Consider the following 20819-nt stretch of genomic DNA (forward strand, 5'->3'; position numbering starts at 1 on the left):
CATTATTTTGACTTTTTCAATCATAATTTTGTTGTTTATCCTTCGAAAATGTTTTACACTTAAAATAGCAAATACGCTCAACCCCTATTTTAAAGGAGGCTACGTGATGGAAATCATTCAATTCGATACGCAGCAGGAGCTGGACGCTTATGCAGCGCGATATATTACGAACCTGGTTAAAGAGAAGCCGCAAGCTGTGCTGGGACTGGCAACAGGATCGACACCGATCGGAATTTATGACAAAATAGTACAAATACACAATGATGAGCGCGTCAGCTTCAAGCAGGTGACGACGTATAACCTCGACGAATATGTCGGTCTGCAGCCGCAGAACGATCAAAGCTACGCCTACTATATGAACAGTCATCTGTTCTCCCGCATCGATATCGTTGGTGAGCAGACGCATCTGCCGAACGGCATGGCTGACGACGTCGAAGCCGAGTGCATCCAATATGACGAGATGCTGGCGGAACAACCCGTCGATGTACAACTGCTCGGCCTTGGACATAATGGACATATCGGCTTCAACGAGCCCGATCAAAACCTCTCCGGCGGCACACATGTCGTGAAGCTGAAACAGGAAACTCGCGAGGCGAATGCCCGGTTCTTCGAATCCATGAACGACGTGCCTGAATATGCAGTGACGATGGGCGTTGGCTCGATTCTGAAAGCCAATACGATTATTTTGGCAGTTCGCGGTGCGGACAAGGCGCAGATCGTCAAGGAAGCGTTGACCGGACCTATTACGACTAGCGTACCCGCCTCCCTGCTTCAGACACATCCGCGCGTCATTGTTCTCCTCGACCGAGAGGCAGGAAGGATGTTGAATTAAATGAAAGAACACAATGATACGAATCGCTTCGCCATACGCAATGTCCGCATCGTCTTGGAGGATAGCGTTGAGGCAGGAAGCATCGTTATCGCTGACGGACTAATTGAAAGTATTGCAATTGGAAGCAATGCTAAAGTGGGCAATGGCAGTACTGTAATTGACGGCGAAGGCGGTTACGTGCTGCCTGGCTTCATCGACATGCATGTTCACGGCGGCTTCGGCGCCGACTTCATGGACGCCAGCCGTGACAGCTATGACAAAATAACCGGTTTCCACGCCGCGAACGGCACAACGACAATGCTGGCCACGACGATGACGGCTCCTAAGTCATCCATCGACCCCGTTCTTGAAGCGGTAGCCGCATACCGATCGGCTGAAATGCCTTATGCAGCCTTGCACGGCGTTCATCTGGAAGGGCCGTTCATTAGCGAGAAATGGCCTGGCGCGCAAAACCCTGCCCATATTCGCACGCCGCAGCTTAGTTGGCTGCAAGAGTGGGCGGAGCGTTGGCCTTCCCTCATTAGCCAACTAACGCTAGCACCGGAGAAAGAGGGTTCGGTAGAGACGATTGCATGGACGTCGCAGAACGGCATCGTAACCGCATGCGGCCATACAGATGCGCTGTATACGGAGATCGAAGCTGCAGCCAATGCCGGCCTGACCCAAGCGGTGCATACGTATAACGCGATGCGGGGTCTTCACCACCGCGAGCCGGGGACGCTGGGCGCCGTATTGACCGACGACCGCATCCATGCCGAGCTTATTGCCGACGGTCATCATGTCCATCCCGTTGCCATACGCTTGCTTGTCGCGGCTAAACCCGACGATAAAGTCATTCTAATCACCGATGCCATGTCGGCAGCCGGCATGCCTGACGGCGAGTACGAGCTCGGCGAGCTGCCCGTCGTCGTAAAGGACGGCGTCGCCCGCCTTGCAGAAGGCGGCGCTCTCGCAGGCAGCAGCCTGACCATGATCGGCGCTATCCGCTTCATGCTCGCGAATACGAGCCTGACGCTATCGCAGATCAGCGTTATGGCGAGCGGCAATGCCGCAAGACAGCTTCGCATCGACGATCGTACAGGCTCGATTGCAATAGGCAAGCAAGCCGATCTCGTGCTGACTGACGCCGATCTGAACGTGCGCCAAACGTGGGTGCAGGGAAGAACGGTCTTCGCAAGTAACGAGTAGCATAATAAAAAGCCCGATAAGATCCTTGGATCTTATCGGGCTGTTTTTTCTAGATTAACCTGTCACATATACCGCGATACGCTGCTCTTCCAGCAGCTTTGCCAATTCGCCCTCGAGCGGAACGTCGGTGATGACGCCGCCAAGATCAGCAATGGGCGCAATGGAGAACAAGGAAGTTCGATCCGTCTTCGTATGGTCGAATACCGCATAAGTAGAATGGGATCGTTTGATGAGTGCTTTGGCAATTTGGGCTTCCTGCTCGGAATACGTCGTAATGCCGCCAGCTGCCGAGATGCCGTCGATGCCGATGAACATTTTGCCAATATGTAAATGTCCGACCATGCCTTCGCCAAGCGGTCCGCACAGCTCGAAGCTGTTGTGACGCATAATGCCGCCGGTCACGACGACCTGAATCGGACTGCCGGCCAGCTCCATCGCGATATTGACCGCGTTCGTAACGACCGTGATGCCTTTGCGCGACTTCAGCAGCTTCGCCATTAGGAAGTTCGTCGTACCGCCGGAGAGGCCGATCACGTCCCCTTCGACGATAAGCGAGGTCGCCAGCTCGGCGATCCGTTCCTTCTCGAGGATCGATAAGCCCTCTTTCTCGGCAAAAGGAAGCTCCCGAACGGTATGCATACCGTCATACATAGCTCCGCCTATCGTACGAATAACCGGATAGTCGCCTTCCATCTGCTCCAGATCACGCCTTGCGGTCGCTTCCGAGATGCCGAACCGCTCAACGAGCTCTTGAATCGTGAGCCTTCCCTGCTGCTTAAGAAGCTGCAGAATCGCATCGCGCCGGCGCTGTCCTTTGGAGCCGCTCGTATCCGCCATTATTAACGTTCCACCCAAGCTTTCGCCGATAATCGCTGTTCCACAATGTCCCATTCTGGCAGCGCTTCCCAGTCACCGCGCATTTGCACGACGAGCGAACCGTTAATGCTGGCAAGCCGTACCGCTTCAACCGGCGTCATGCCTTTCATAATGCCTGCAAGGAAACCGGCACAGAACCCATCACCCGCACCAACCGTATCGACGACTTGCTCGGCCGGATAGAATGGAAGGCTGTCCTCTTGATCGCCGTTCAATACAACAGTCGTATCGCCCATGCCTTTGATAATACTGATCGCTTTCAATTGCTTAAGCTTGCCTTTAACAAATTCATAGTCGTTCGTATCGTACAGAAGCTTCAGCTCGTCCCAGCCAGGCAGGAAATAATCCGCGTCTTCGGCAATCGGCAGCAGCGTCTCGCGCGCTTCCTCGATCGACCATAGCTTCAGCCGCAAATTCGGATCGAAGCTGATTTTCACGCCTGCTTCCTTCGCAACGGCTACCGCGCGCTTAAGCGTATTTCTGCTCTCTTCGCTTATAGCGGCAGTAATGCCTGTCACATGGAGCAGCTTCGCTCCGCGTATGTATTGCTCGTCAAGCTTGTCCGGCGTCATTTTGCTTGCTGCAGAATGCTTGCGGAAGTAATGTACCGCAAGCTTGCCCGCCACATGCTCACGGAACATCATGCCGGTCGGAGCGCTGCCGTCGAGCTTCGCGCGCGATATATCTACGCCTTCTCCGCGGAGCGTTTTCAAGATGAGCTTGCCGAACGGATCATCGCCTAGCGCGCCGAACCAGCCTACGGAAGAGCCTAGTCTAGCAAGTCCAATTGCAACATTGCTCTCTGCCCCTCCGAAGCTTTGCTCCAGCGAAGAAGCTCTTTCGATTGATTTATGTTCTCCCGGCATGAACAAGGCCATGGATTCGCCAAACGTAACAATTTGCGGTGATGATTCATGCATACTGCAATCCCCCTACAGCTTATTCACGTTTATGTTCGCGGTATACTTATGGAGCAATCGGAAATCTCATGAAGTAAATAATTACAATGTACAGAACGAGTACGATTAAGCTTAGCACGCGCGCTTTTTGGATATGAGCCGTTGCGCTCTTGCCCTCTTGAATCGAGGAAACAATTAGCTTTAGCGGCTTCGTTACGATACCGCCGATAGCAGCGATTCCTAGGAACAACAGAGTGATAATGATCATCCAGACAACCGCATAATCGCCTTGGGACATCATATAACCGCCTGTCAGCAGTTGAATCACGAGAAAATATTGCGCGATTCGGTTCGCAGACAGCAGCCCGTCGGCAAGTCCCTCTTGCCCAGCTCCTGCCAGTTTTGTTGCTCTGCCCAGCATGATCGGAAGCACGATATAGAAGCCCATTCCGATTGCCCCAAGCAAATGGATAAACCACATTACATTAGACATTATTTTTCCTCCTCTTATGGTTCGCGAAGCGAATAATATTTCAGTCTTTGTCCGCTTCCTTCAAACTTATACCTAACATGTAGTTTATCAGATACGAGATTGTTTTCAAAGAAATACGCTCGTATAAAGTCAGAATTACAGCTTTTATAACTTCTTTTGTGAAACATTAACGAACTTTCGATGCATAGCGGCATTTCGTCGAACTATTGGGCCGCTTCGACCCGCTTACGATTTGAAACCATACTTGCTCATGACGCCATGGATCGCGAAGTAGGTCACTTCCTCGGGCAAGGCGTCCTTAATAGGACGTAGCTTCTCAATTCCAATCTCACCGATTACATCCACGATTTGCTGCTCATAGGCTTCAGGAATAATGCGGCTCCATTCTACTTCCAGCCCTTCATCGGCGCAGCGGATAATATGACCCTCCACCGTTACCTTACTAAGACCTCGTTCCTTGGCAATCGCGTCCGGCTCAAGGCCTTCTTGGAATAGCGCTAGTGTCGCGATATGACTTGGCTGCTCGTCATCGCCTTGCGGCGAACGTTTAGCAGCAGGAGCAGTTGATATCGTCACGTTGCGGACTCCCGTACGTCCCTCTAAATCTCCTTCAAAGCTTTGAAGAATGGCAAGCAGCTCCGCACCGTACTTGTCCGCCTTAGCGGAGCCGATTCCTTTGACGTTCAGCAATTCATCCACACTAAGCGGGTGCGCGACCGCAATCTCCTTCAGCGTGGCGTCGAAGAACAGCATGAACGGCGGCACGCCTTCCGCTGACGCCCTCTCCTTGCGCCATTGCTTGAGCGCATCGAATAGAGGCGATGCCGCGAAGCTGTCCGCGGATGCGGTCTGACGAACCGTCGTCCGCATCCGCTGCATGATCATCTCGCGCCCTTCAAGCACGGGGAGCGCGTTTGCAGTAAGCGAGACGGTCGGATATTGTCCGTCGCTAAGCCGCAAGTAGCCTTCGGCTACGAGCCAATACAGCCAATCGGCAATTTCTTTCTCGGCCATATTGCGCATTAAGCCGTATGTAGAGAGCCGATCCAAGCCGAATTCTAGCAACCGCTTGTCCCGCGAGCCCTTGAGCACTTTGGCAGCCATCATCACGCCGAAGCGCCCTTTCATCCGGCCAACGCAGGACAGCGCCATTTTCGCTTCCTCCGTACGATTGACCGGTTCGCTCTTATCAAGACAACTGCTGCACTTACCGCAAGCTTCAACGCCAATCTCGCCGAAGTAATCGACGATGAACTGCTGCAAGCAGCGCTGCGTCCGGCTGTAATTCATCATCGTGTTAAGCTTCGACAGCTGGATCGACTTGCGATCCGTATCGCCTGTTCCCTGTTCAATCAGGAATCGCTGAACTTGCATATCGGCAGGCTCGAACAGCAGAATGCATTCGCTCTCCTCGCCATCGCGGCCCGCTCTGCCTGCTTCCTGGTAATACGACTCCAGATCGCCGGGCATTTGCCAATGCAGCACGTATCTAACGTTAGGTTTGTCGATGCCCATGCCGAAAGCGTTCGTCGCGACCATAACGCGCAGTTCATCGAACCGGAACTTCTCCTGCGTATCTGCTCTCTCCGCATCGGATAGACCCCCGTGATATTTGCCGGCCGCAATGCCGCTGCGAATCAAAGATGCGCATACGTCCTCCGCTTCCTTGCGGGTAGCCGTATAGATGATACCCGACTGCTCCTTGCGTCCCGCAAGGAACTTCTCTAGGAACTTCTTCTTATCGACGCCCGTCACGACGGACAACGATAGATTCGGTCTCGCGAAGCCGGTCACGAAGACGCTCGGATCTCGCAGCTTCAGCATTGCCGAAATGTCCTCCGCCACTTCCGTCGTAGCGGTAGCGGTGAAGGCCGCTACGAGCGGCCTGTTCGCCATCCTGGCGATCCAGCCCGCTAGCTGCCGATAGCTCGGGCGGAAGTCATGGCCCCATTGCGATACGCAATGCGCTTCATCAATCGCGATGAGCGGAATGGCCAGCTGCTCCGATAACGATTGGAACATCGGCGCATCTAGCCGCTCCGGCGCTACATAGAGCAGCTTGTATTCGCCTTGCATGGCGCTGCGCATAACATCCCTGTATTCTGACGCGCTAAGCGAGCTGTTCAAAAACGCCGCCGAGACCCCTACGCGGCGAAGCGCGTCAACCTGGTCCTTCATTAGCGAGATGAGCGGCGATATGACAAGCGACGTTCCCGGCAGCAGCATAGACGGAATTTGGTAGCAGATCGACTTGCCTCCGCCGGTCGGCAATATAGCAAGCGTATCTCTCCCATTCAATATGCCTGCAATAATATCTTCCTGCCCCTTGCGGAACGTATCATATCCATATACCCGCTTAAGCGCCTGCTTAGCCTCTTCGATCATTTCCAATCCGAATCCCTCCCCCACATTAGTGCATAGAAAGACCCTGGCAGTTGTCTGTCAGGGTCCTCCCGAACGAAATGTTATAATGCTGGCCTAAGCCTTATTGGCCTGCTGTAACGATTTGAATCACGTTGCGCACTGATTCAGCAGACTTATCAAGCGCCGCTTTCTCTTCAGACGTCAGTTCGAGCTCAAGGACCTTCTCGATGCCGTCTCCTCCGATAATTGTCGGTACGCCCATGAACAGATTGTTATAGCCGTATTCGCCTTCCAGCAAAGCGATAACAGGCAGGATACGTTTCTTGTCCTTCAGAATCGCCTCTGTCATTTGGACAAGCGAAGCTGCAGGCGCATAATATGCGCTGCCGTTACCAAGCAGGTTAACGATCTCGCCGCCTCCAACACGGGCGCGCTGCACGATCGCTTCAATGCGTTCAGCAGCAATCAGCTTCTCGATTGGAATGCCGCCAACGTTCGAATATCGAACGAGCGGCACCATATCGTCGCCATGGCCGCCAAGCACGAAGCCGCGTACGTCTTCAACGGAAACGTTAAGCTCCTGGGCGATGAACGTGCAGTAGCGAGCAGTATCGAGCACGCCGGATTGGCCGATTACGCGGTTTTTAGGGAAACCAAGCGTTTGGAATGCAGCATAAGTCATAGCGTCAACCGGATTGCTTAGAATGATCACGTAAGCGTTAGGGCTGGTCGCCTTTACGTTCTCGCATACGGACTTCACGATGCCGGCGTTCGTATTAACGAGATCGTCGCGGCTCATGCCTGGCTTGCGGGCAATACCAGCCGTAATAATAACGACGTCGGAATCCTTCGTATCCTCATAGTTGGAAGTACCGATGATGTTAGCGTCAACGCCGAGTACAGGAGTCGCCTCGAGCATATCGAGCGCTTTGCCTTTCGTCGGATTCTCAAGCGGCTCGATGTCAACGAGAACGATGTCGCCAAGCTCTTTCTGAGCAAGCATAAGCGCTGTAGTAGCACCTGTGAAGCCCGCGCCTACAACTGTAATCTTATTCCGTTTGATAGCCATTAGATCATTCCTCCCAATTGGTATGCAAACCGAAAGGGGACCCCAAAGTCCCCTTTCAATCAAGCTATGAATATATTTTGTGCATTCCAATACACTTTCAAACGCGCAAACCGCTAGGCCCGCGAGCCAGACTACATGTTTTTGATGATTTCGTCAGCGAATGCCGAACATTTCACTTCTGTAGCGCCTTCCATCAGACGAGCGAAGTCATACGTTACCGTTTTGTTGTTAATCGACGTTTCCATACCTTTATAGATAAGGTCAGCCGCTTCTTGCCAGCCAAGGTGCTCAAGCATCATTACGCCGGACAAGATAACCGAACCAGGGTTTACAACGTCTTTGTCCGCATATTTCGGAGCTGTACCGTGCGTAGCTTCGAAGATCGCGTGACCAGTCAAGTAGTTGATGTTCGCGCCCGGTGCGATACCGATACCGCCAACTTGCGCAGCCAAAGCGTCGGACAAGTAGTCGCCGTTCAGGTTAAGCGTAGCGATAACGTCAAAGTCAGTCGGACGAGTCAATACTTGTTGAAGAGCGATGTCGGCGATTGCGTCTTTTACGACGATTTTGCCGGCAGCTTCTGCTTCTGCTTGTGCTTTGTTAGCTGCGTCAGTGCCTTCAGCTTCTTTGATGCGGTCGTATTGACCCCAAGTGAAGGTTTGCTCAGCGAATTCTTGCTCAGCCACTTCGTAGCCCCAGTTTTTGAACGCGCCTTCTGTATATTTCATGATGTTGCCTTTGTGTACAAGCGTAACTGTTTTCTTGCCGTGCTTAATTGCATATTCAATTGCTGCGCGAACAAGACGTTTCGAACCTTCTTTGGATACTGGCTTGATGCCGATACCGGAAGTTTCAGGGAAACGGATTTTGTTAGCTCCCATTTCGTTTTGCAAGAACTCGATTACTTTCTTCACTTCAGCGGAACCTTCTTGGTACTCGATACCCGCGTAGATGTCCTCTGTGTTTTCACGGAAGATAACCATGTCAACCAGCTCAGGACGTTTAACCGGGGAAGGTACGCCAGCGAAGTAACGAACTGGACGAAGACATGTGTATAGGTCAAGCTCTTGGCGAAGCGCAACGTTCAGGGAACGGATACCGCCGCCGATTGGCGTAGTCAAAGGACCTTTGATCGCCACGATGTATTCGCGAATTGCAGTCAGCGTGTCGGCAGGAAGCCACTCGCCGTATGTGTTGAACGCTTTTTCGCCTGCAAATACTTCGTACCAAGCGATTTGTTTGCTGCCGCCGTATGCTTTCTCTACAGCTGCATCAAGTACGCGTTTCGAAGCGCGCCAAATGTCGCGGCCCGTGCCGTCGCCTTCGATGAAAGGAATAATAGGGTTGTTAGGCACTTGAAGCACGCCGTTGTCAATCGTAATTTGGTCGCCTTCTGTTGGAAGCGCGTATTTTTCAAACTGAGCCATGAATAAAATCCTCCTTCAAAATGTTGCCTGCTTAGCAAGCCTAGTCTATAAATGATTATACTCTGAGTGAGGAGAACGGACATATTGACGCATGAGCCCGTCCTCGCCCTCTCCATTATACCCTGTCAACGATTCTAGCGCTCGTCAATTGGAATATATTTCGCATTAACCGGTCCAACATAGTCCGCACGCGGACGAATCAGACGGTTGTCTTGGTATTGCTCAAGGATGTGAGCGCACCAGCCGGATACACGGCTGATCGCGAAGATCGGCGTGAACAGATCGCGCGGAATTTGAAGCGTCGTGTACACCGAAGCGGAGTAGAAGTCGACGTTAGGCTTAAGACCTTTTTGACCCGTAACCAATTCTTCGATCTTAACGGACATTTCGTACAATTCCATGTTGCCAGTCAGCTTGCCAAGCTCGCGGGACATTTTTTGCAAATGTTTCGCGCGCGGGTCGCCGTTTTTGTATACACGGTGTCCGAAGCCCATAATTTTTTGCTTGTTCGCAAGCGCGTTGTTGATGTAGCTCTCTACATTGCCGAAAGAACCAATCTCCTCAAGCATAACCATAACAGCTTCGTTCGCACCGCCGTGCAATGGGCCTTTCAAAGCGCCGATCGCGGAAGTAACGCCTGAGTAAATGTCGGAAAGCGTCGCAACCGTAACGCGCGCAGCGAATGTGGAAGCGTTAAGCTCATGATCGGCGTGAAGCACGAGCGCTTGATCCAAAGCTTTAATTGCTACTTCAGCAGGCTCGTTGCCTGTCAGCATGTACAAGAAGTTATAGGCGATAGAAACGCCTTTCTTTGGAGCAACCGGCTCTTTGCCTTCGCGGATGCGGGCAAAAGCAGCAATAAGTGTAGGAAGCTGAGCTTGAAGCTTAATCGCTTTCAACTGATTAGCTTCCGGAGTCATTTCGTTAGCAGAGCCGTCATACAGAGCAAGGCTGGATACAGCTGTGCGGAGAGCGGCCATCGAATTCGTATCCTTCGGATACAGCTTAATTTGATCAAGAACGGCTGCAGGCACGGCTGCATACTCGTCCAATTGCTTCTGCAGTCCTGCAAGCTCGGAACGATTAGGAAGCTTACCATACCAAAGCAGATATGCGACCTCTTCAAAAGTTGCGTTTGCTGCAAGATCATCGATATCGATACCGCGGTACGTCAAGACTCCATCAATAATCGAACTAATGGACGACGCCGCGGCGACAATTCCTTCTAGACCTTTAGTTGCTGTCATCGTTCTCTCTCCTTTAACCAAATATTTGCTATTGGTTCATAAAAAAACGTTCGTTTCTTTACCGTCGCTTTTAATCATAAATGATTTTGCGGGTGAAGTGAACAAAATTGGACATAAAAATGCTTTATCGGCATTATCAAATATTTTATCGCAGTCCTTATTCTCATTAGCTCCTGCTGCATTTTTCCCCATTTGCTCCCATTTTAGCCGTCGTAGAAAACTATTTTTATTCGGTCGGATATAATGGTAAAATGTCCAAAAGAGAATCGGCAGGCGAAAGTTGCCGGAACGGAGGCGCATCATGACAGGACAACGCATCGGAATTATCGACATCGGCTCGAACTCCGTCCGGCTCGTCGTCTATGAGAGAACCGCGAACGGCGCGCATCGCGTCTCGGACGGAAGCAAGCGGGCAGCGAGGCTTAGCGAACGAATCGACGAGAACGGCAGATTAAACGACGCAGCGCTTGACGAGCTTATCGTCACGCTGCGTCATTTTACGATGATATGCGCGCATCATCATACTGGACAAATCCGAGCCGTCGCTACGGCTGCAGTACGCAATGCTAGCAACTGCGCCGAAATATTGGCACGGATCAAGAACGAGACGGGACTCGACATCGAGCTGCTTTCCGGTGAAGAAGAAGCGTCTTACGGCTTCCTAGGCATGATTAACTCCCTGAGCGTTCGCGACGGTTTCCTCATCGACATTGGCGGCGGAAGCACCGAGCTAAGCTTATTCCGCAATCGCACACTAGTGAAATCAGTGTCGTTCCCGTTCGGCTGCGTCAGCTTGAACAAGCAGTTCGGACCGAAGGGCATGCTCACAGACGATGCCTTGAAGTCGCTTGAAGCTTTCGTGAGCGATGCGGTTAAGCAGGAGCAATGGATCGGAAAGTCGCCTGGCATGCCGCTTGTCGGAGTCGGCGGAACCGTGCGGGCGCTCGGCAAAATACATCAAGCGGCCTACAAATATCCGTTTCCGCAAACCCATAACTACACGATCAACAGCGAGGAGACCGATCTGCTCTTCGATCAGATGCGCAGGCTGCCGCTAGACAAGCGCCGCAAGCTGCCAGGCTTGTCCAAGGACCGAGCAGACGTAGTAGTGCCTGGGATAGCTATCTTACGCGTTCTGTACCGCGTTGTTAAAGCAACACATTATCAGATATGCGGAGCAGGCCTCAGGGACGGCTTATTCCATGCGACACGTTTTCCTAACCATTCCAGACAAGACGATGTGCTTGCTTTCAGCTTAAACAACCTAAGCGCGCTGCATCCCGAAGCGCCAAGGCAGCATGTGATGCAGGTTGGGCGGCTTGCTGTAGAGCTGTATGACTCGCTGCAATATTTGCATCAATTGCCTGACGATGCTCGAGTGCTGCTCGACTCGGCCGCAAAGCTGTTCCGAATAGGCGCTTCGATCGACTATTACGAATATGCCCGGCACTCCTTCTATCTAATCGTGAATTCGCATCTGAACGGCTTGTCCCATCGGGAGATTATCATGACTGCCGCCATTGCCTCCTACAAGAGCAAGAGCCGCGCAAGGCAGCAAATGTCCGAATATCGCGAGCTGCTGCAGGATACCGACCTTGAGCTTATCTATAAACTCGGATCGCTGCTGCAACTTTCCATTGCGCTCGACCGCAGCGAGACACAAGCAATCGGACAGCTGTTCATTCATGCTTCGGGTTCATCGCTTCAGCTTCGGCCGATACAGCCTCGAGGCGTTCTGGCAGTGGAACAGCGCGAGATCGAAGAACTCGCTTCTGAATTCAAGAAGCTTTGGGGCTTATCGCCTGAGCTCTCCTTAACAGGTGTTAATGACTGACAACGCCGTCAAAACGGAGGCCGCGCTATGCGCGGCCTTTCCACGAATTTATAAACCTCGCTTCGAACTGGCTTCGGAACGGCTCTCTTCCCTCTTCCTCTATCGACTCGTATAAACCAGTCGGCTTCAGCTCTCTTGCTTTTACATTGTCATTCAAATTCAGCTTGAGCATATTGATTAATATTTGTCGCAACGATTCATCGAATACCGGACTCATCAGCTCGATTCTCCGCGTCAGGTTGCGCGTCATCCAATCGGCACTGGACAAATAAATTTCTTCTTCGCCGCCGTTGTTGAAATACATAATCCGCGCATGCTCCAAAAAGCGGTCAACGATGCTGATTACGCGAATATTCTCGCTTCGCCCCGCAACGCCCGGCCTCAAGCAGCATACACCGCGCACGATCAACTCGATCTTCACCCCAGCCTGGGACGCCTCATACAGTTTGTCGATCATTTCTTGATTGGACAGAGAATTCATCTTCGCAATAATACGGGCCGGCTTGCCTGCCAGCGCATTGTCGCGCTCACGGTCGATAAGGCGATACAACTTCTCCTTCAAGTCAGACGGAGCAACGCCGAACGCCTTCCAATCGTAAGGGGAAGAATACCCTGTCACCTCGTTGAACAGTGCGGAAGCGTCACCGCCAATAACCGGATGCGAAGTGAATAGACCAATATCGGTGTACAACATTGCCGTGCTGTCATTATAGTTGCCCGTTCCGACATGGACGTAGCGGCGCAGCGTCTTCTGCTCGCGTCTGACGACGAGCAGTATTTTCGCATGCGTCTTTAATCCGACAAGTCCATAGACGACATGGCAGCCGGCCTTCTCAAGTTGGCGCGCCCAAGCAATATTCCGCTCCTCGTCGAATCGCGCCTTAAGCTCGACAACGACTGTGACTTGCTTGCCAGACTCTGCTGCCTTCGCTAGCGCTTGCACGAGCGCAGACTGGCCGCTGACGCGATACAATGTCATCTTGATCGCCATTACATCTGGATCATAAGCTGCCTGCATAACGAAGTCGTTGACTGCCTCGAATGACTCATACGGGTGGTACATCAGTACATCCCGCTGCCGGATGACCTCGAACATATCGTCCGTATCATCGAATTCACGCGGATAGACCGGCTCCATTTTCTCATATCTTAGACTGTCGTACCCCGGAAGCGAGTTCGCGAACTTCATAAGGAAGCTGAGATCAAGCGGTCCATCGATTTCGAACAAGTTGTCCTCGATTTCAAGTTCCTCTCGCAACGTCTCAAGCGCATAAGGATGCATCCCTTTGCCGATCTCTAGACGCACCGGAATCCCCCAACGGCGACGGCGTAGCTCCTTCTCGATCTCTTCGAGCAAGTCCTCCGCGCCCTCTTCATCCAGCGTTAAGTCGGCGTTGCGGGTAAGACGGAACGGATGGACGGAGAACGGCTCATAGCCATTGAATAATGTATTTATGAATTGCTCAATTAGATCCTCAAGCAAGACGAACTCCGACTTCTTGCTGTTCGTTCTGCCTGGAACAGGCACAAGGCGCGATAAGATTGACGGAACCTGCACAATGGCAAATAGCGGCTCCTCATCGGCCGATCCGCCCTCTCTTTGCAGCAGCACAGCCAAATACAGCTCCTTCGTATGAACGAGCGGAAATGGACGGCTCTGGTCAACCGCCATCGGCGTCAACACCGGAAATACGATTTCATGAAAATATTCCGTAATCACTTTCGCTTGGGTCGCGTTCAATTCGTCGAACGAGCGAATAAAAATACCTTCCTTGCTTAGTCCGCGAAATACTTCGCGATATGTACGATATTGCTCATGCACCATTTGCGTCGCCCGTTTAATAAGTCGCTTCCACAAGCCGCCTGGCGTATAGCCAGTGAAGTCGGTCTTCGTCAGTCCTGCCCGCATCTGATCCTGAATACCGGCTACGCGAACGCTCATGAATTCATCCAAATTACTCGTTACGATGGCTAGAAACTTCGCTCGCTCCAGCAGCGGGTTTCTTCCATCCTGCGCTTCCTGCAGCACGCGCCGATTGAACTCAATCCAGCTTAAATCCCGGTTGACATATTGCGATAAATGTTTGGTCAAGGTGATCCTCCTAAAGAGTTTGCGTAGCAAACTCACATCGTAAGCATAAGCTTGCTTTTCGTAGAAAAGCGTGACTTCGTAAGCGTAATCTTGCTTTTCGTAGAAAAGCGTGACTTCGTAAGCGTAATCTTAGCATATTGCTCTAGTGTCTCGTCTATATTGGATAATTGCATTAACTTTTGCCCATAATGAGGCTTTCCAGTACCTATATTGGATATTTGCACTAACTTTCCTCCGAAACGCTCATTTAAGACCATTCAAGACCGAAGTTGATGCAAAAATCCAATATAGCAGCCAGCCCATCCGCCTAAAGGCATTCTATCCTGCTAAAATCCAACATAGCCGTACCGTAATTCATTAGCGTGCTCCTAGCACTGCTTCTATTGTAATCGACGATTATTATTTCCATGTTAATCAATTGTAAAGGTAACGTAAATCATACGAAAGTCAGAATCGGCCAATCTTGAAGTTGCCGTTCCGCATTCTTTTCTCAATCCAACCGAGCATATATGCTCTGTAGAAGGGACGGGTTAGTGGGAAGAGCAGCGTGATCCCTACGATGTCGGAGAAAAATCCAGGCATGAGCAGCAACAAGCCGCCGATTAAAACGCATAGACCGTCCAGCATCGTCTGTCCAGGGATTTGTCCTGCTTGCATCTGCCGCTGAGCTTCAGCCCATACTTTGCGCCCTTCCGCCCGGGCCATATACGAACCGACCAGGCCCATCAGGATGAGCACAAGAAACGTCGTCCAACCACCTATAAGATCGCCTACCTGCAAAATTCCCCATAGCTCAATGATCGGTATGACAATGAATGCCGCCAGCAGCCATTTATTCACCGCTTATTCCTCCTTCTCGTTATACGCCAGCACCAGAGCGAATAAGCTCGTACAGCTCAGGCATCACTTTATTAAGCCGTGCAGGCTGCCACTCCGGATTGACCCATACATGCTTCGTACCGCCCTGAACGAGCAGCTCGCCAGGCGGCTCTTCGCCTGCAGACAGCAGGCCGGCAGCGAAATGCTCCTTGCCTACTCTTCGAACCTGCGATTCGAAGGAAACACGCAGCGGCGTACATTCCGCAATTCTCGTGCACACCACTACCATATCGTCATAATGGGCCGGCAGCATATATCGGCATTGCAGATCGATTACAGGTAGCAGCAAACCTCGCGCCTCGATCGTCTTATAATCGTATCCGGCATTCCTTATCCATTCCGTACGTCCAATTTCGAACCAGGTTACATAATTGCCGTGAAAAACAACTCCCATCTGATCCGTTTCCTGGTAACGAACCCTCAGTGGATGCATATACCACCCAGTTGCTGTACTCATAGCTACTGCTCCATTCCGTCTAAATTGAGAAAAAAGCGACGGTAGATTCACCGTCGCTTCCATATCGTTATATGCCGCTTCGCGAGAAGCAGCTTTTTTCATTAAAGAACTTTCGATTGACCGGAGTAGATAACGCCCGTCTCAGCGTATACCGTTACTTCCATGCCGTCTTTGAGCAGCTCGGTTGCTTCAGCAACGCCTAGAATAACAGGGATTCCTACGTTCAAGCCGACAACTGCCGTATGGCTCGTAATGCCGCCTTGTTCCGTAATTACAGCGGCTGCAAGCTCGATTGCAGGCATATATTCTTTGTCTGTCGCTACAGCAACAAGAATGGAGCCTTTTGTCGTTTTCTCAATCGCTTCTTGCGCAGTGCGTGCGATTACGATTTTGCCGGTAGCCGTTTGGCTCCCGATGCCTTGTCCTTGAGCAAGAAGCTCACCGATATGGTGGATCTTGATCAGGTTCGTTGTGCCTGCGCGGCCAACTGGAACGCCTGCTGTAATAATAACAGTGTCGCCTAGGCTAAGAAGGCCTGTGCTCATACCGCCTTTTACAGCATTTTCAAACATAGCGTCGGTCGTATCTGCGTCTTCGCCTTTAACCGGCAATACACCCCAGATAAGCGCAAGACGACGCATAACGCGCTCGTCCGTCGTTACCGCAACGATTGGCGATTTCGGACGGTACTTCGATACCATGCGAGCCGTAAAGCCGCTTTGTGTCGAAGTGATGATCGCTTTGGCGCTAAGGTCAAGAGCGGAGTTCGCTACAGCTTGGCTAACAGCTTCCGTAACGGAAGTTTGTTGAGCGTTCGCTTGTTTCGTGAAGATCTCGCGGTATTCAAGAGCCGCTTCTGCGCGCTCTGCAATACGAGCCATCGTTTGAACCGATTCAACCGGGTATTTGCCGGCAGCCGTCTCGCCGGACAGCATGATCGCGTCCGTGCCGTCGAAGATCGCGTTCGCTACGTCGCTCGCTTCAGCGCGAGTTGGACGCGGATTGCGTTGCATCGAATCAAGCATTTGCGTAGCCGTAATAACAGGCTTGCCTACGCGGTTACATTTTTTGATCATATTTTTTTGAACGAGCGGTACTTCTTCGGCTGGAATTTCAACGCCGAGGTCGCCACGAGCAACCATAAGACCGTCGGATACTTCAAGAATTTCGTCGAGGTTGTCTACGCCCTCTTGGTTCTCGATTTTCGAGATGATTTGGATGTGGCCGGCGTTATGACGCTCAAGCAGCTCACGAATTTCAAGAACGTCGCTTGCTTTGCGCACGAAGGAAGCCGCTACGAAGTCGATGCCTTGTTCGATACCGAAAATAATATCGTTCGCATCCTTCTCCGTAATACCTGGCAACGAAATTTTCACGCCTGGAACGTTAACACCCTTCTTGCTCTTGATTGGGCCATTGTTCACGATACGGCAATGAATTTCAGTGCCTTCAACCGATTCAACCGTTAGTCCAATCAGACCGTCGTCGATCAGAACCGTGGAACCAACCGTTACATCGTTCGGCAGATTGCTGTACGTAATCGGAATACGAGTACGGTCGCCGAGGATTTCTTCTGTCGTCAGCGTAATTGCGTCGCCTTGAATGAGCTCGATCGGCTCTTCCTTCAGCTTGCCCAGACGAATTTCCGGACCTTTCGTGTCGAGCAGAACGGCTACAGATGTTCCAAGCTCAGCGTTGGCAAGACGAATGTTTTTAATACGGTTGCCATGCTCTTCGAAGTCGCCGTGAGAGAAGTTAAGACGAGCGACATTCATGCCGGCTTTAATCAATTTCTTTGTGTTTTCCAACGATTCGCTGGACGGTCCGATAGTACAAACGATTTTAGTTTTACGCATGTTCATTTTCCTCCGATTAACGCCTAGTATTCGATATCATGCAAATGCGGCCGCTCCAGCAACTTATTTGGCGAAGCAAGCCGTTTGTTTCTTAATGGTTTCTAAGTACCTTAAGAGTAATTCTCATAAATGCTTAGAAATGGGCAAAAATGAACAACGTATAAGCTTGGCTTATACATTGTTATTTCCTCATTTATAATGACATGATTCACTACTGCTTGTACAGTGAAAAATCATGTCTTTACAGCCTCTTATTGTACGGTTGGCGCTTCCTGCATCGCAAGCTGCTCGGAATCATCCGATTCACTCGCCGCCGCTTCCGCAGAAGGCTCTTGTTCACCGCCATAACTTGGCTCATCGCTTGCTGGCTGCTCGCTTACGCGGAACTGGCCGACTTTTCTAAATTTATTGTAACGGTCAAGGACAAGCTCGTCCGGAGTAAGCGCAAGAAGCTGTTCAAGATGCTTCCATAGCTTATCCTTAATTTGCTCTGCCTGAAAGGCCAAGTCGCGGTGAGCGCCGCCTTGCGGTTCGGCAATAATATCTTCGATGATGCCGAGCTCCAGCAAATCATTGGCTGTAATTCTCATAGCAGCAGCAGCTTCATCCGCTCTTGAGGCATCCTTCCAAAGGATCGATGCCGCTCCGTTTGGAGAAATGGCCGAATAAATGGCATTTTCCAGCATAAGCACCCGGTTGCCGACGCCAAGCGCCAGTGCGCCGCCGCTTCCGCCTTCGCCAATAACGATACAAATGATCGGAACGCCGAAGCTTGCCATCTCGCGAAGATTGCGCGCAATCGCTTCGGATTGTCCGCGCTCCTCTGCCGTATTGCCCGGATATGCGCCCTTCGTATCGATGAACGTAATGATCGGACGCTTGAACTTGTTAGCCTGCTCCATGAAGCGCAAAGCTTTGCGGAAGCCCTCAGGATGCGGACTGCCGAAGAAACGAGCGATGTTATCGCGCGTATCCTTGCCCCGTTGATGACCAATAACCGTAACCGGAATACCGTTCAGCTTCGCAAGTCCGCCGACAATCGCAAGATCGTCCGCGAACAGGCGGTCGCCGTGCAGCTCCATGAAATCGGTGAACACTGCGTTAATGAAATCTAGCGAGGTCGGACGCTGATGATGACGCGCCATATGCATACGTTGAGCTGGAGTCAGTTCACTGTATAGCTCTTGCTCCATCCGTTTGCACTTTTCCTCCAAAATAAGGATTTCATCGGTGAAGTCAATTCCCTTTTCCTCGCTAAGAGCCTTCAGTTCAGTTACTTTCTGGCGTAAATCAGAGATCGGTTTCTCAAAAGGCAACTCACCCGCCATGGGATGCTCCCTCCCTTACACAATGCATATCGAGCAGCTTCGTTAACGTTGATTTCATATCCTTACGATGCACAACCTTGTCGAGCTGTCCGTGCTGCAAATTGAATTCTGCCGTTTGGAAGTTGTCAGGAAGCTTCTGGCGAATCGTTTGTTCGATGACGACACGTCCCGCAAAGCCAACGCGCGCGCCAGGCTCGGCCAATATATAATCGCCCAAGCTTGCGAAGCTCGCAGATACGCCGCCCATTGTCGGATCCGTGAATACCGAAATGTACAAGCCGCCTGCACCTTGGAACCGGGACAAAGCCGCGCTTGTTTTCGCCATTTGCATGAGACTAAGAATACTCTCTTGCATCCGCGCGCCGCTTGAGGTCGAGAATATAAGAAGCGGCAACTGCTTCGCATGAGCCGCTTCGATCGCGCGAGTAATTTTTTCCCCGACGACTGAGCCCATGCTGCCTGTGAAGAAATCAAAGCTCATGACGCAGATTACGACTGGAAAACCGCCAATTGTACCTTCACCGGTAATGACGCCGTCGCGCAGATTCGTCTTGCTCTTCTGCTGCTCCAGCTTGCTTGCATAACCTGGGAAGCCAAGCGGGTCAACCGATTCCATATTGGCGTCATACTCGGTCAATTGCCCGTCATCAAGCGTCATAGCGACTCGTTCCCAAGCGCTAAGCATATTGTGATGCCCGCAGGAGGAACAAACCTTTAAGTTCTTCTCAAGTTCCTTGCTATACTGAATATTGCCGCATTTCGAACACTTATTCATTAATCCTTCAGGTATATCGCGTTTTGAAGGCCGTTCCGATGGAACGGTTGCATACTTCTTCTTCGTAAATAGATCTTTAATTTGCACGTGTGACACCTCTCAAGGCGCAATAGTATAGAGCAATCCGTTACAAACGCATAATGGAATTAAGTACTTCCTGCACTTCTTCCAATTCGCCGGACGGAACCAATATCTCGTATTGCTGTTTGGACAGATTTACAGAGCGAATTTTCACAAGGAAACCTTCCTCCGTCAGCCGCTTCTTGATGTTATCTGCGATTTTTGCTGTTTGTGCGATATAGATGACCGTCCACATCATGGTACCTCCTGAAAACTTTGCAGCATGCAAAGTTCACTTCGTAAGCTTAGCTAATTCCCGGTAACAGGCCATATGATGTCACAATGATACCATAGTCATGGCGAATCCGGCAAATCATATCGAAGCGCCTTCGGGTCCTGATGGGCGATTCTGGCAGATGCAGCGGCGGCTAATCCCGCAACCAGATCGTCCAAAAACACATGAATTTTCTCGCCTTTTACGTTCAACTGACGAATAATGCCGGGTTTTACTTTATCTAAATATCCGAAGCTCGTCAACCCAATCATGCCGTATACATTCGTAATGCCCAGTGCCAGCGTCTCATCTACGCCAAATAATGACTCATCCGTTTCCATAATTGCCTGGAGCGGCTCTGGCAAAAGTTTCTTTTCCGCCAGCTCGTCAAGCGCGATGCCCGTGAACAGCACATATTGCACTTCTCGTTTTGCAAGAACCGCTCTAACGCTCTCTTCACAATCTTCCATCGTCAAATCGGAATTGTACGGCAACTGCAGCATATAGACAATTTCTGTTATATCGGCAACCGCCACGCCACGCTTCAGAAGCCATTTCTCTATTCCGGTCATAAGGCTATCCCTCCCGCTGATGCTTGTATGCTTGTACGTAACCTCGCTGATCCGAGCAGCCCAGCCGCTCCTAATCGGTTCTAGATAGCAGGCTATATCCGCTTGTATCTCTAAACATATGCGGGTACAAGCCGTTACGTGCATACCGTGACAGGAAAGTTTAGCAAAAAAATGACAAGCGCTGCTTCGTTGCCATGAAAATAAAAAAAATAGCGCAATAAGCTTGCGCTATTTCCGACATACAACCGCTATCCAACGGAATAACGAAAATTTCTTTCGCTATTTTTCGGCCAAAAC

At 51.2% G+C, this 20819-nt stretch carries 18 protein-coding genes; 3 read left to right on the top strand and 15 right to left on the bottom strand.

Translation table 11 applies throughout. From position 1 onward, the window contains the following. Positions 1-106: 106 nt before the first annotated feature. The gene (nagB, locus tag V8F51_RS07730; protein ID WP_337099595.1) at positions 107-832 is read left to right on the top strand and encodes a glucosamine-6-phosphate deaminase; all 726 of its coding nucleotides are present in this window, start codon (positions 107-109) and stop codon (positions 830-832) included. Then, the gene (gene nagA, locus V8F51_RS07735; RefSeq protein WP_337099596.1) at positions 833-2020 is read left to right on the top strand and encodes an N-acetylglucosamine-6-phosphate deacetylase; all 1188 of its coding nucleotides are present in this window, start codon (positions 833-835) and stop codon (positions 2018-2020) included. It abuts the gene before it with no gap. Positions 2021-2074: 54 nt separating this feature from the next. On the opposite strand, the gene V8F51_RS07740 is transcribed toward nagA, so the two are convergent. The 7 genes from V8F51_RS07740 to citZ all read right to left on the bottom strand — a co-directional run bounded on the left by V8F51_RS07740 (position 2075) and on the right by citZ (position 10395). Further along, positions 2075-2857 (bottom strand): DeoR/GlpR family DNA-binding transcription regulator, encoded by a 783-nt coding sequence (locus tag V8F51_RS07740; protein WP_337099597.1) that lies wholly within the window; start codon positions 2855-2857, stop codon positions 2075-2077. A 2-nt stretch (positions 2858-2859) separates the two neighbouring features. Continuing rightward, the gene (locus V8F51_RS07745; protein WP_337099598.1) at positions 2860-3816 is read right to left on the bottom strand and encodes a sugar kinase; all 957 of its coding nucleotides are present in this window, start codon (positions 3814-3816) and stop codon (positions 2860-2862) included. A gap of 46 nt (positions 3817-3862) precedes the next feature. Next, positions 3863-4288: a hypothetical protein gene (locus V8F51_RS07750; RefSeq protein ID WP_337099599.1), complete on the bottom strand. Its 426-nt coding sequence runs from the start codon at positions 4286-4288 to the stop codon at positions 3863-3865. Positions 4289-4513: 225 nt separating this feature from the next. After that, positions 4514-6673 carry a DNA helicase RecQ gene (gene recQ / locus V8F51_RS07755; RefSeq protein WP_337099834.1) on the bottom strand — a complete coding sequence of 720 codons (2160 nt, stop codon included), beginning with the start codon at positions 6671-6673 and terminating at the stop codon, positions 4514-4516. Between the two features lie 100 nt (positions 6674-6773). Next, positions 6774-7721: a malate dehydrogenase gene (gene mdh / locus V8F51_RS07760; protein ID WP_337099600.1), complete on the bottom strand. Its 948-nt coding sequence runs from the start codon at positions 7719-7721 to the stop codon at positions 6774-6776. Positions 7722-7852: 131 nt separating this feature from the next. Continuing rightward, complete coding sequence (gene icd / locus V8F51_RS07765) at positions 7853-9148, bottom strand: NADP-dependent isocitrate dehydrogenase (RefSeq protein ID WP_337099601.1); 1296 nt, start codon at positions 9146-9148, stop codon at positions 7853-7855. Between the two features lie 134 nt (positions 9149-9282). Beyond that, a complete protein-coding gene (gene citZ, locus V8F51_RS07770; protein WP_337099602.1) occupies positions 9283-10395 on the bottom strand; it encodes a citrate synthase in 1113 nt (370 codons plus the stop codon). A 301-nt stretch (positions 10396-10696) separates the two neighbouring features. Between citZ and V8F51_RS07775 the strand changes: the two genes are divergently transcribed. Beyond that, on the top strand, positions 10697-12229 hold the full coding sequence (locus tag V8F51_RS07775) for a Ppx/GppA phosphatase family protein (protein WP_337099603.1): 1533 nt from the start codon (positions 10697-10699) through the stop codon (positions 12227-12229). Positions 12230-12254: 25 nt separating this feature from the next. On the opposite strand, the gene ppk1 is transcribed toward V8F51_RS07775, so the two are convergent. The 8 genes from ppk1 to V8F51_RS07815 form a co-directional block, all read right to left on the bottom strand. Further along, entirely contained in the window at positions 12255-14321 is a 2067-nt protein-coding gene (ppk1, locus tag V8F51_RS07780; RefSeq protein WP_337099604.1) for a polyphosphate kinase 1, read from the bottom strand. A gap of 447 nt (positions 14322-14768) precedes the next feature. Further along, on the bottom strand, positions 14769-15161 hold the full coding sequence (locus tag V8F51_RS07785) for an FxsA family protein (protein WP_337099605.1): 393 nt from the start codon (positions 15159-15161) through the stop codon (positions 14769-14771). A 19-nt stretch (positions 15162-15180) separates the two neighbouring features. Next, on the bottom strand, positions 15181-15657 hold the full coding sequence (locus tag V8F51_RS07790; protein ID WP_337099606.1) for an acyl-CoA thioesterase: 477 nt from the start codon (positions 15655-15657) through the stop codon (positions 15181-15183). A 101-nt stretch (positions 15658-15758) separates the two neighbouring features. Continuing rightward, positions 15759-17513 (bottom strand): pyruvate kinase, encoded by a 1755-nt coding sequence (gene pyk, locus V8F51_RS07795; RefSeq protein ID WP_337099607.1) that lies wholly within the window; start codon positions 17511-17513, stop codon positions 15759-15761. A gap of 251 nt (positions 17514-17764) precedes the next feature. Further along, entirely contained in the window at positions 17765-18841 is a 1077-nt protein-coding gene (locus V8F51_RS07800) for an acetyl-CoA carboxylase carboxyltransferase subunit alpha (protein ID WP_337099608.1), read from the bottom strand. Beyond that, positions 18831-19703: an acetyl-CoA carboxylase, carboxyltransferase subunit beta gene (gene accD, locus V8F51_RS07805; RefSeq protein WP_337099609.1), complete on the bottom strand. Its 873-nt coding sequence runs from the start codon at positions 19701-19703 to the stop codon at positions 18831-18833. The genes V8F51_RS07800 and accD overlap by 11 nt, the downstream gene beginning before the upstream one ends. Before the next feature lie 40 nt (positions 19704-19743). Then, positions 19744-19932, bottom strand: coding sequence for a glutamate decarboxylase (locus V8F51_RS07810; protein ID WP_307200428.1), 189 nt, complete (start codon positions 19930-19932; stop codon positions 19744-19746). Positions 19933-20030: 98 nt separating this feature from the next. Further along, positions 20031-20522: a phosphatidylglycerophosphatase A family protein gene (locus tag V8F51_RS07815; RefSeq protein ID WP_337099610.1), complete on the bottom strand. Its 492-nt coding sequence runs from the start codon at positions 20520-20522 to the stop codon at positions 20031-20033. Positions 20523-20819: the final 297 nt, after the last annotated feature.

This window comes from Paenibacillus sp. YIM B09110 (assembly GCF_037167145.1).
GTDB lineage: Bacteria > Bacillota > Bacilli > Paenibacillales > Paenibacillaceae > Pristimantibacillus.

Coding starts and splice junctions, on each gene's coding strand:
- nagB (WP_337099595.1), top strand. CDS start 107: ATGGAAATCATTCAATTCGATACGCAGCAGGAGCTGGACGCTTATGCA.
- nagA (WP_337099596.1), top strand. CDS start 833: ATGAAAGAACACAATGATACGAATCGCTTCGCCATACGCAATGTCCGC.
- V8F51_RS07740 (WP_337099597.1), bottom strand. CDS start 2,857: ATGGCGGATACGAGCGGCTCCAAAGGACAGCGCCGGCGCGATGCGATT.
- V8F51_RS07745 (WP_337099598.1), bottom strand. CDS start 3,816: ATGCATGAATCATCACCGCAAATTGTTACGTTTGGCGAATCCATGGCC.
- V8F51_RS07750 (WP_337099599.1), bottom strand. CDS start 4,288: ATGTCTAATGTAATGTGGTTTATCCATTTGCTTGGGGCAATCGGAATG.
- recQ (WP_337099834.1), bottom strand. CDS start 6,673: ATGATCGAAGAGGCTAAGCAGGCGCTTAAGCGGGTATATGGATATGAT.
- mdh (WP_337099600.1), bottom strand. CDS start 7,721: ATGGCTATCAAACGGAATAAGATTACAGTTGTAGGCGCGGGCTTCACA.
- icd (WP_337099601.1), bottom strand. CDS start 9,148: ATGGCTCAGTTTGAAAAATACGCGCTTCCAACAGAAGGCGACCAAATT.
- citZ (WP_337099602.1), bottom strand. CDS start 10,395: ATGACAGCAACTAAAGGTCTAGAAGGAATTGTCGCCGCGGCGTCGTCC.
- V8F51_RS07775 (WP_337099603.1), top strand. CDS start 10,697: ATGACAGGACAACGCATCGGAATTATCGACATCGGCTCGAACTCCGTC.
- V8F51_RS07790 (WP_337099606.1), bottom strand. CDS start 15,657: ATGAGTACAGCAACTGGGTGGTATATGCATCCACTGAGGGTTCGTTAC.
- pyk (WP_337099607.1), bottom strand. CDS start 17,513: ATGCGTAAAACTAAAATCGTTTGTACTATCGGACCGTCCAGCGAATCG.
- V8F51_RS07800 (WP_337099608.1), bottom strand. CDS start 18,841: ATGGCGGGTGAGTTGCCTTTTGAGAAACCGATCTCTGATTTACGCCAG.
- V8F51_RS07810 (WP_307200428.1), bottom strand. CDS start 19,932: ATGTGGACGGTCATCTATATCGCACAAACAGCAAAAATCGCAGATAAC.
- V8F51_RS07815 (WP_337099610.1), bottom strand. CDS start 20,522: ATGACCGGAATAGAGAAATGGCTTCTGAAGCGTGGCGTGGCGGTTGCC.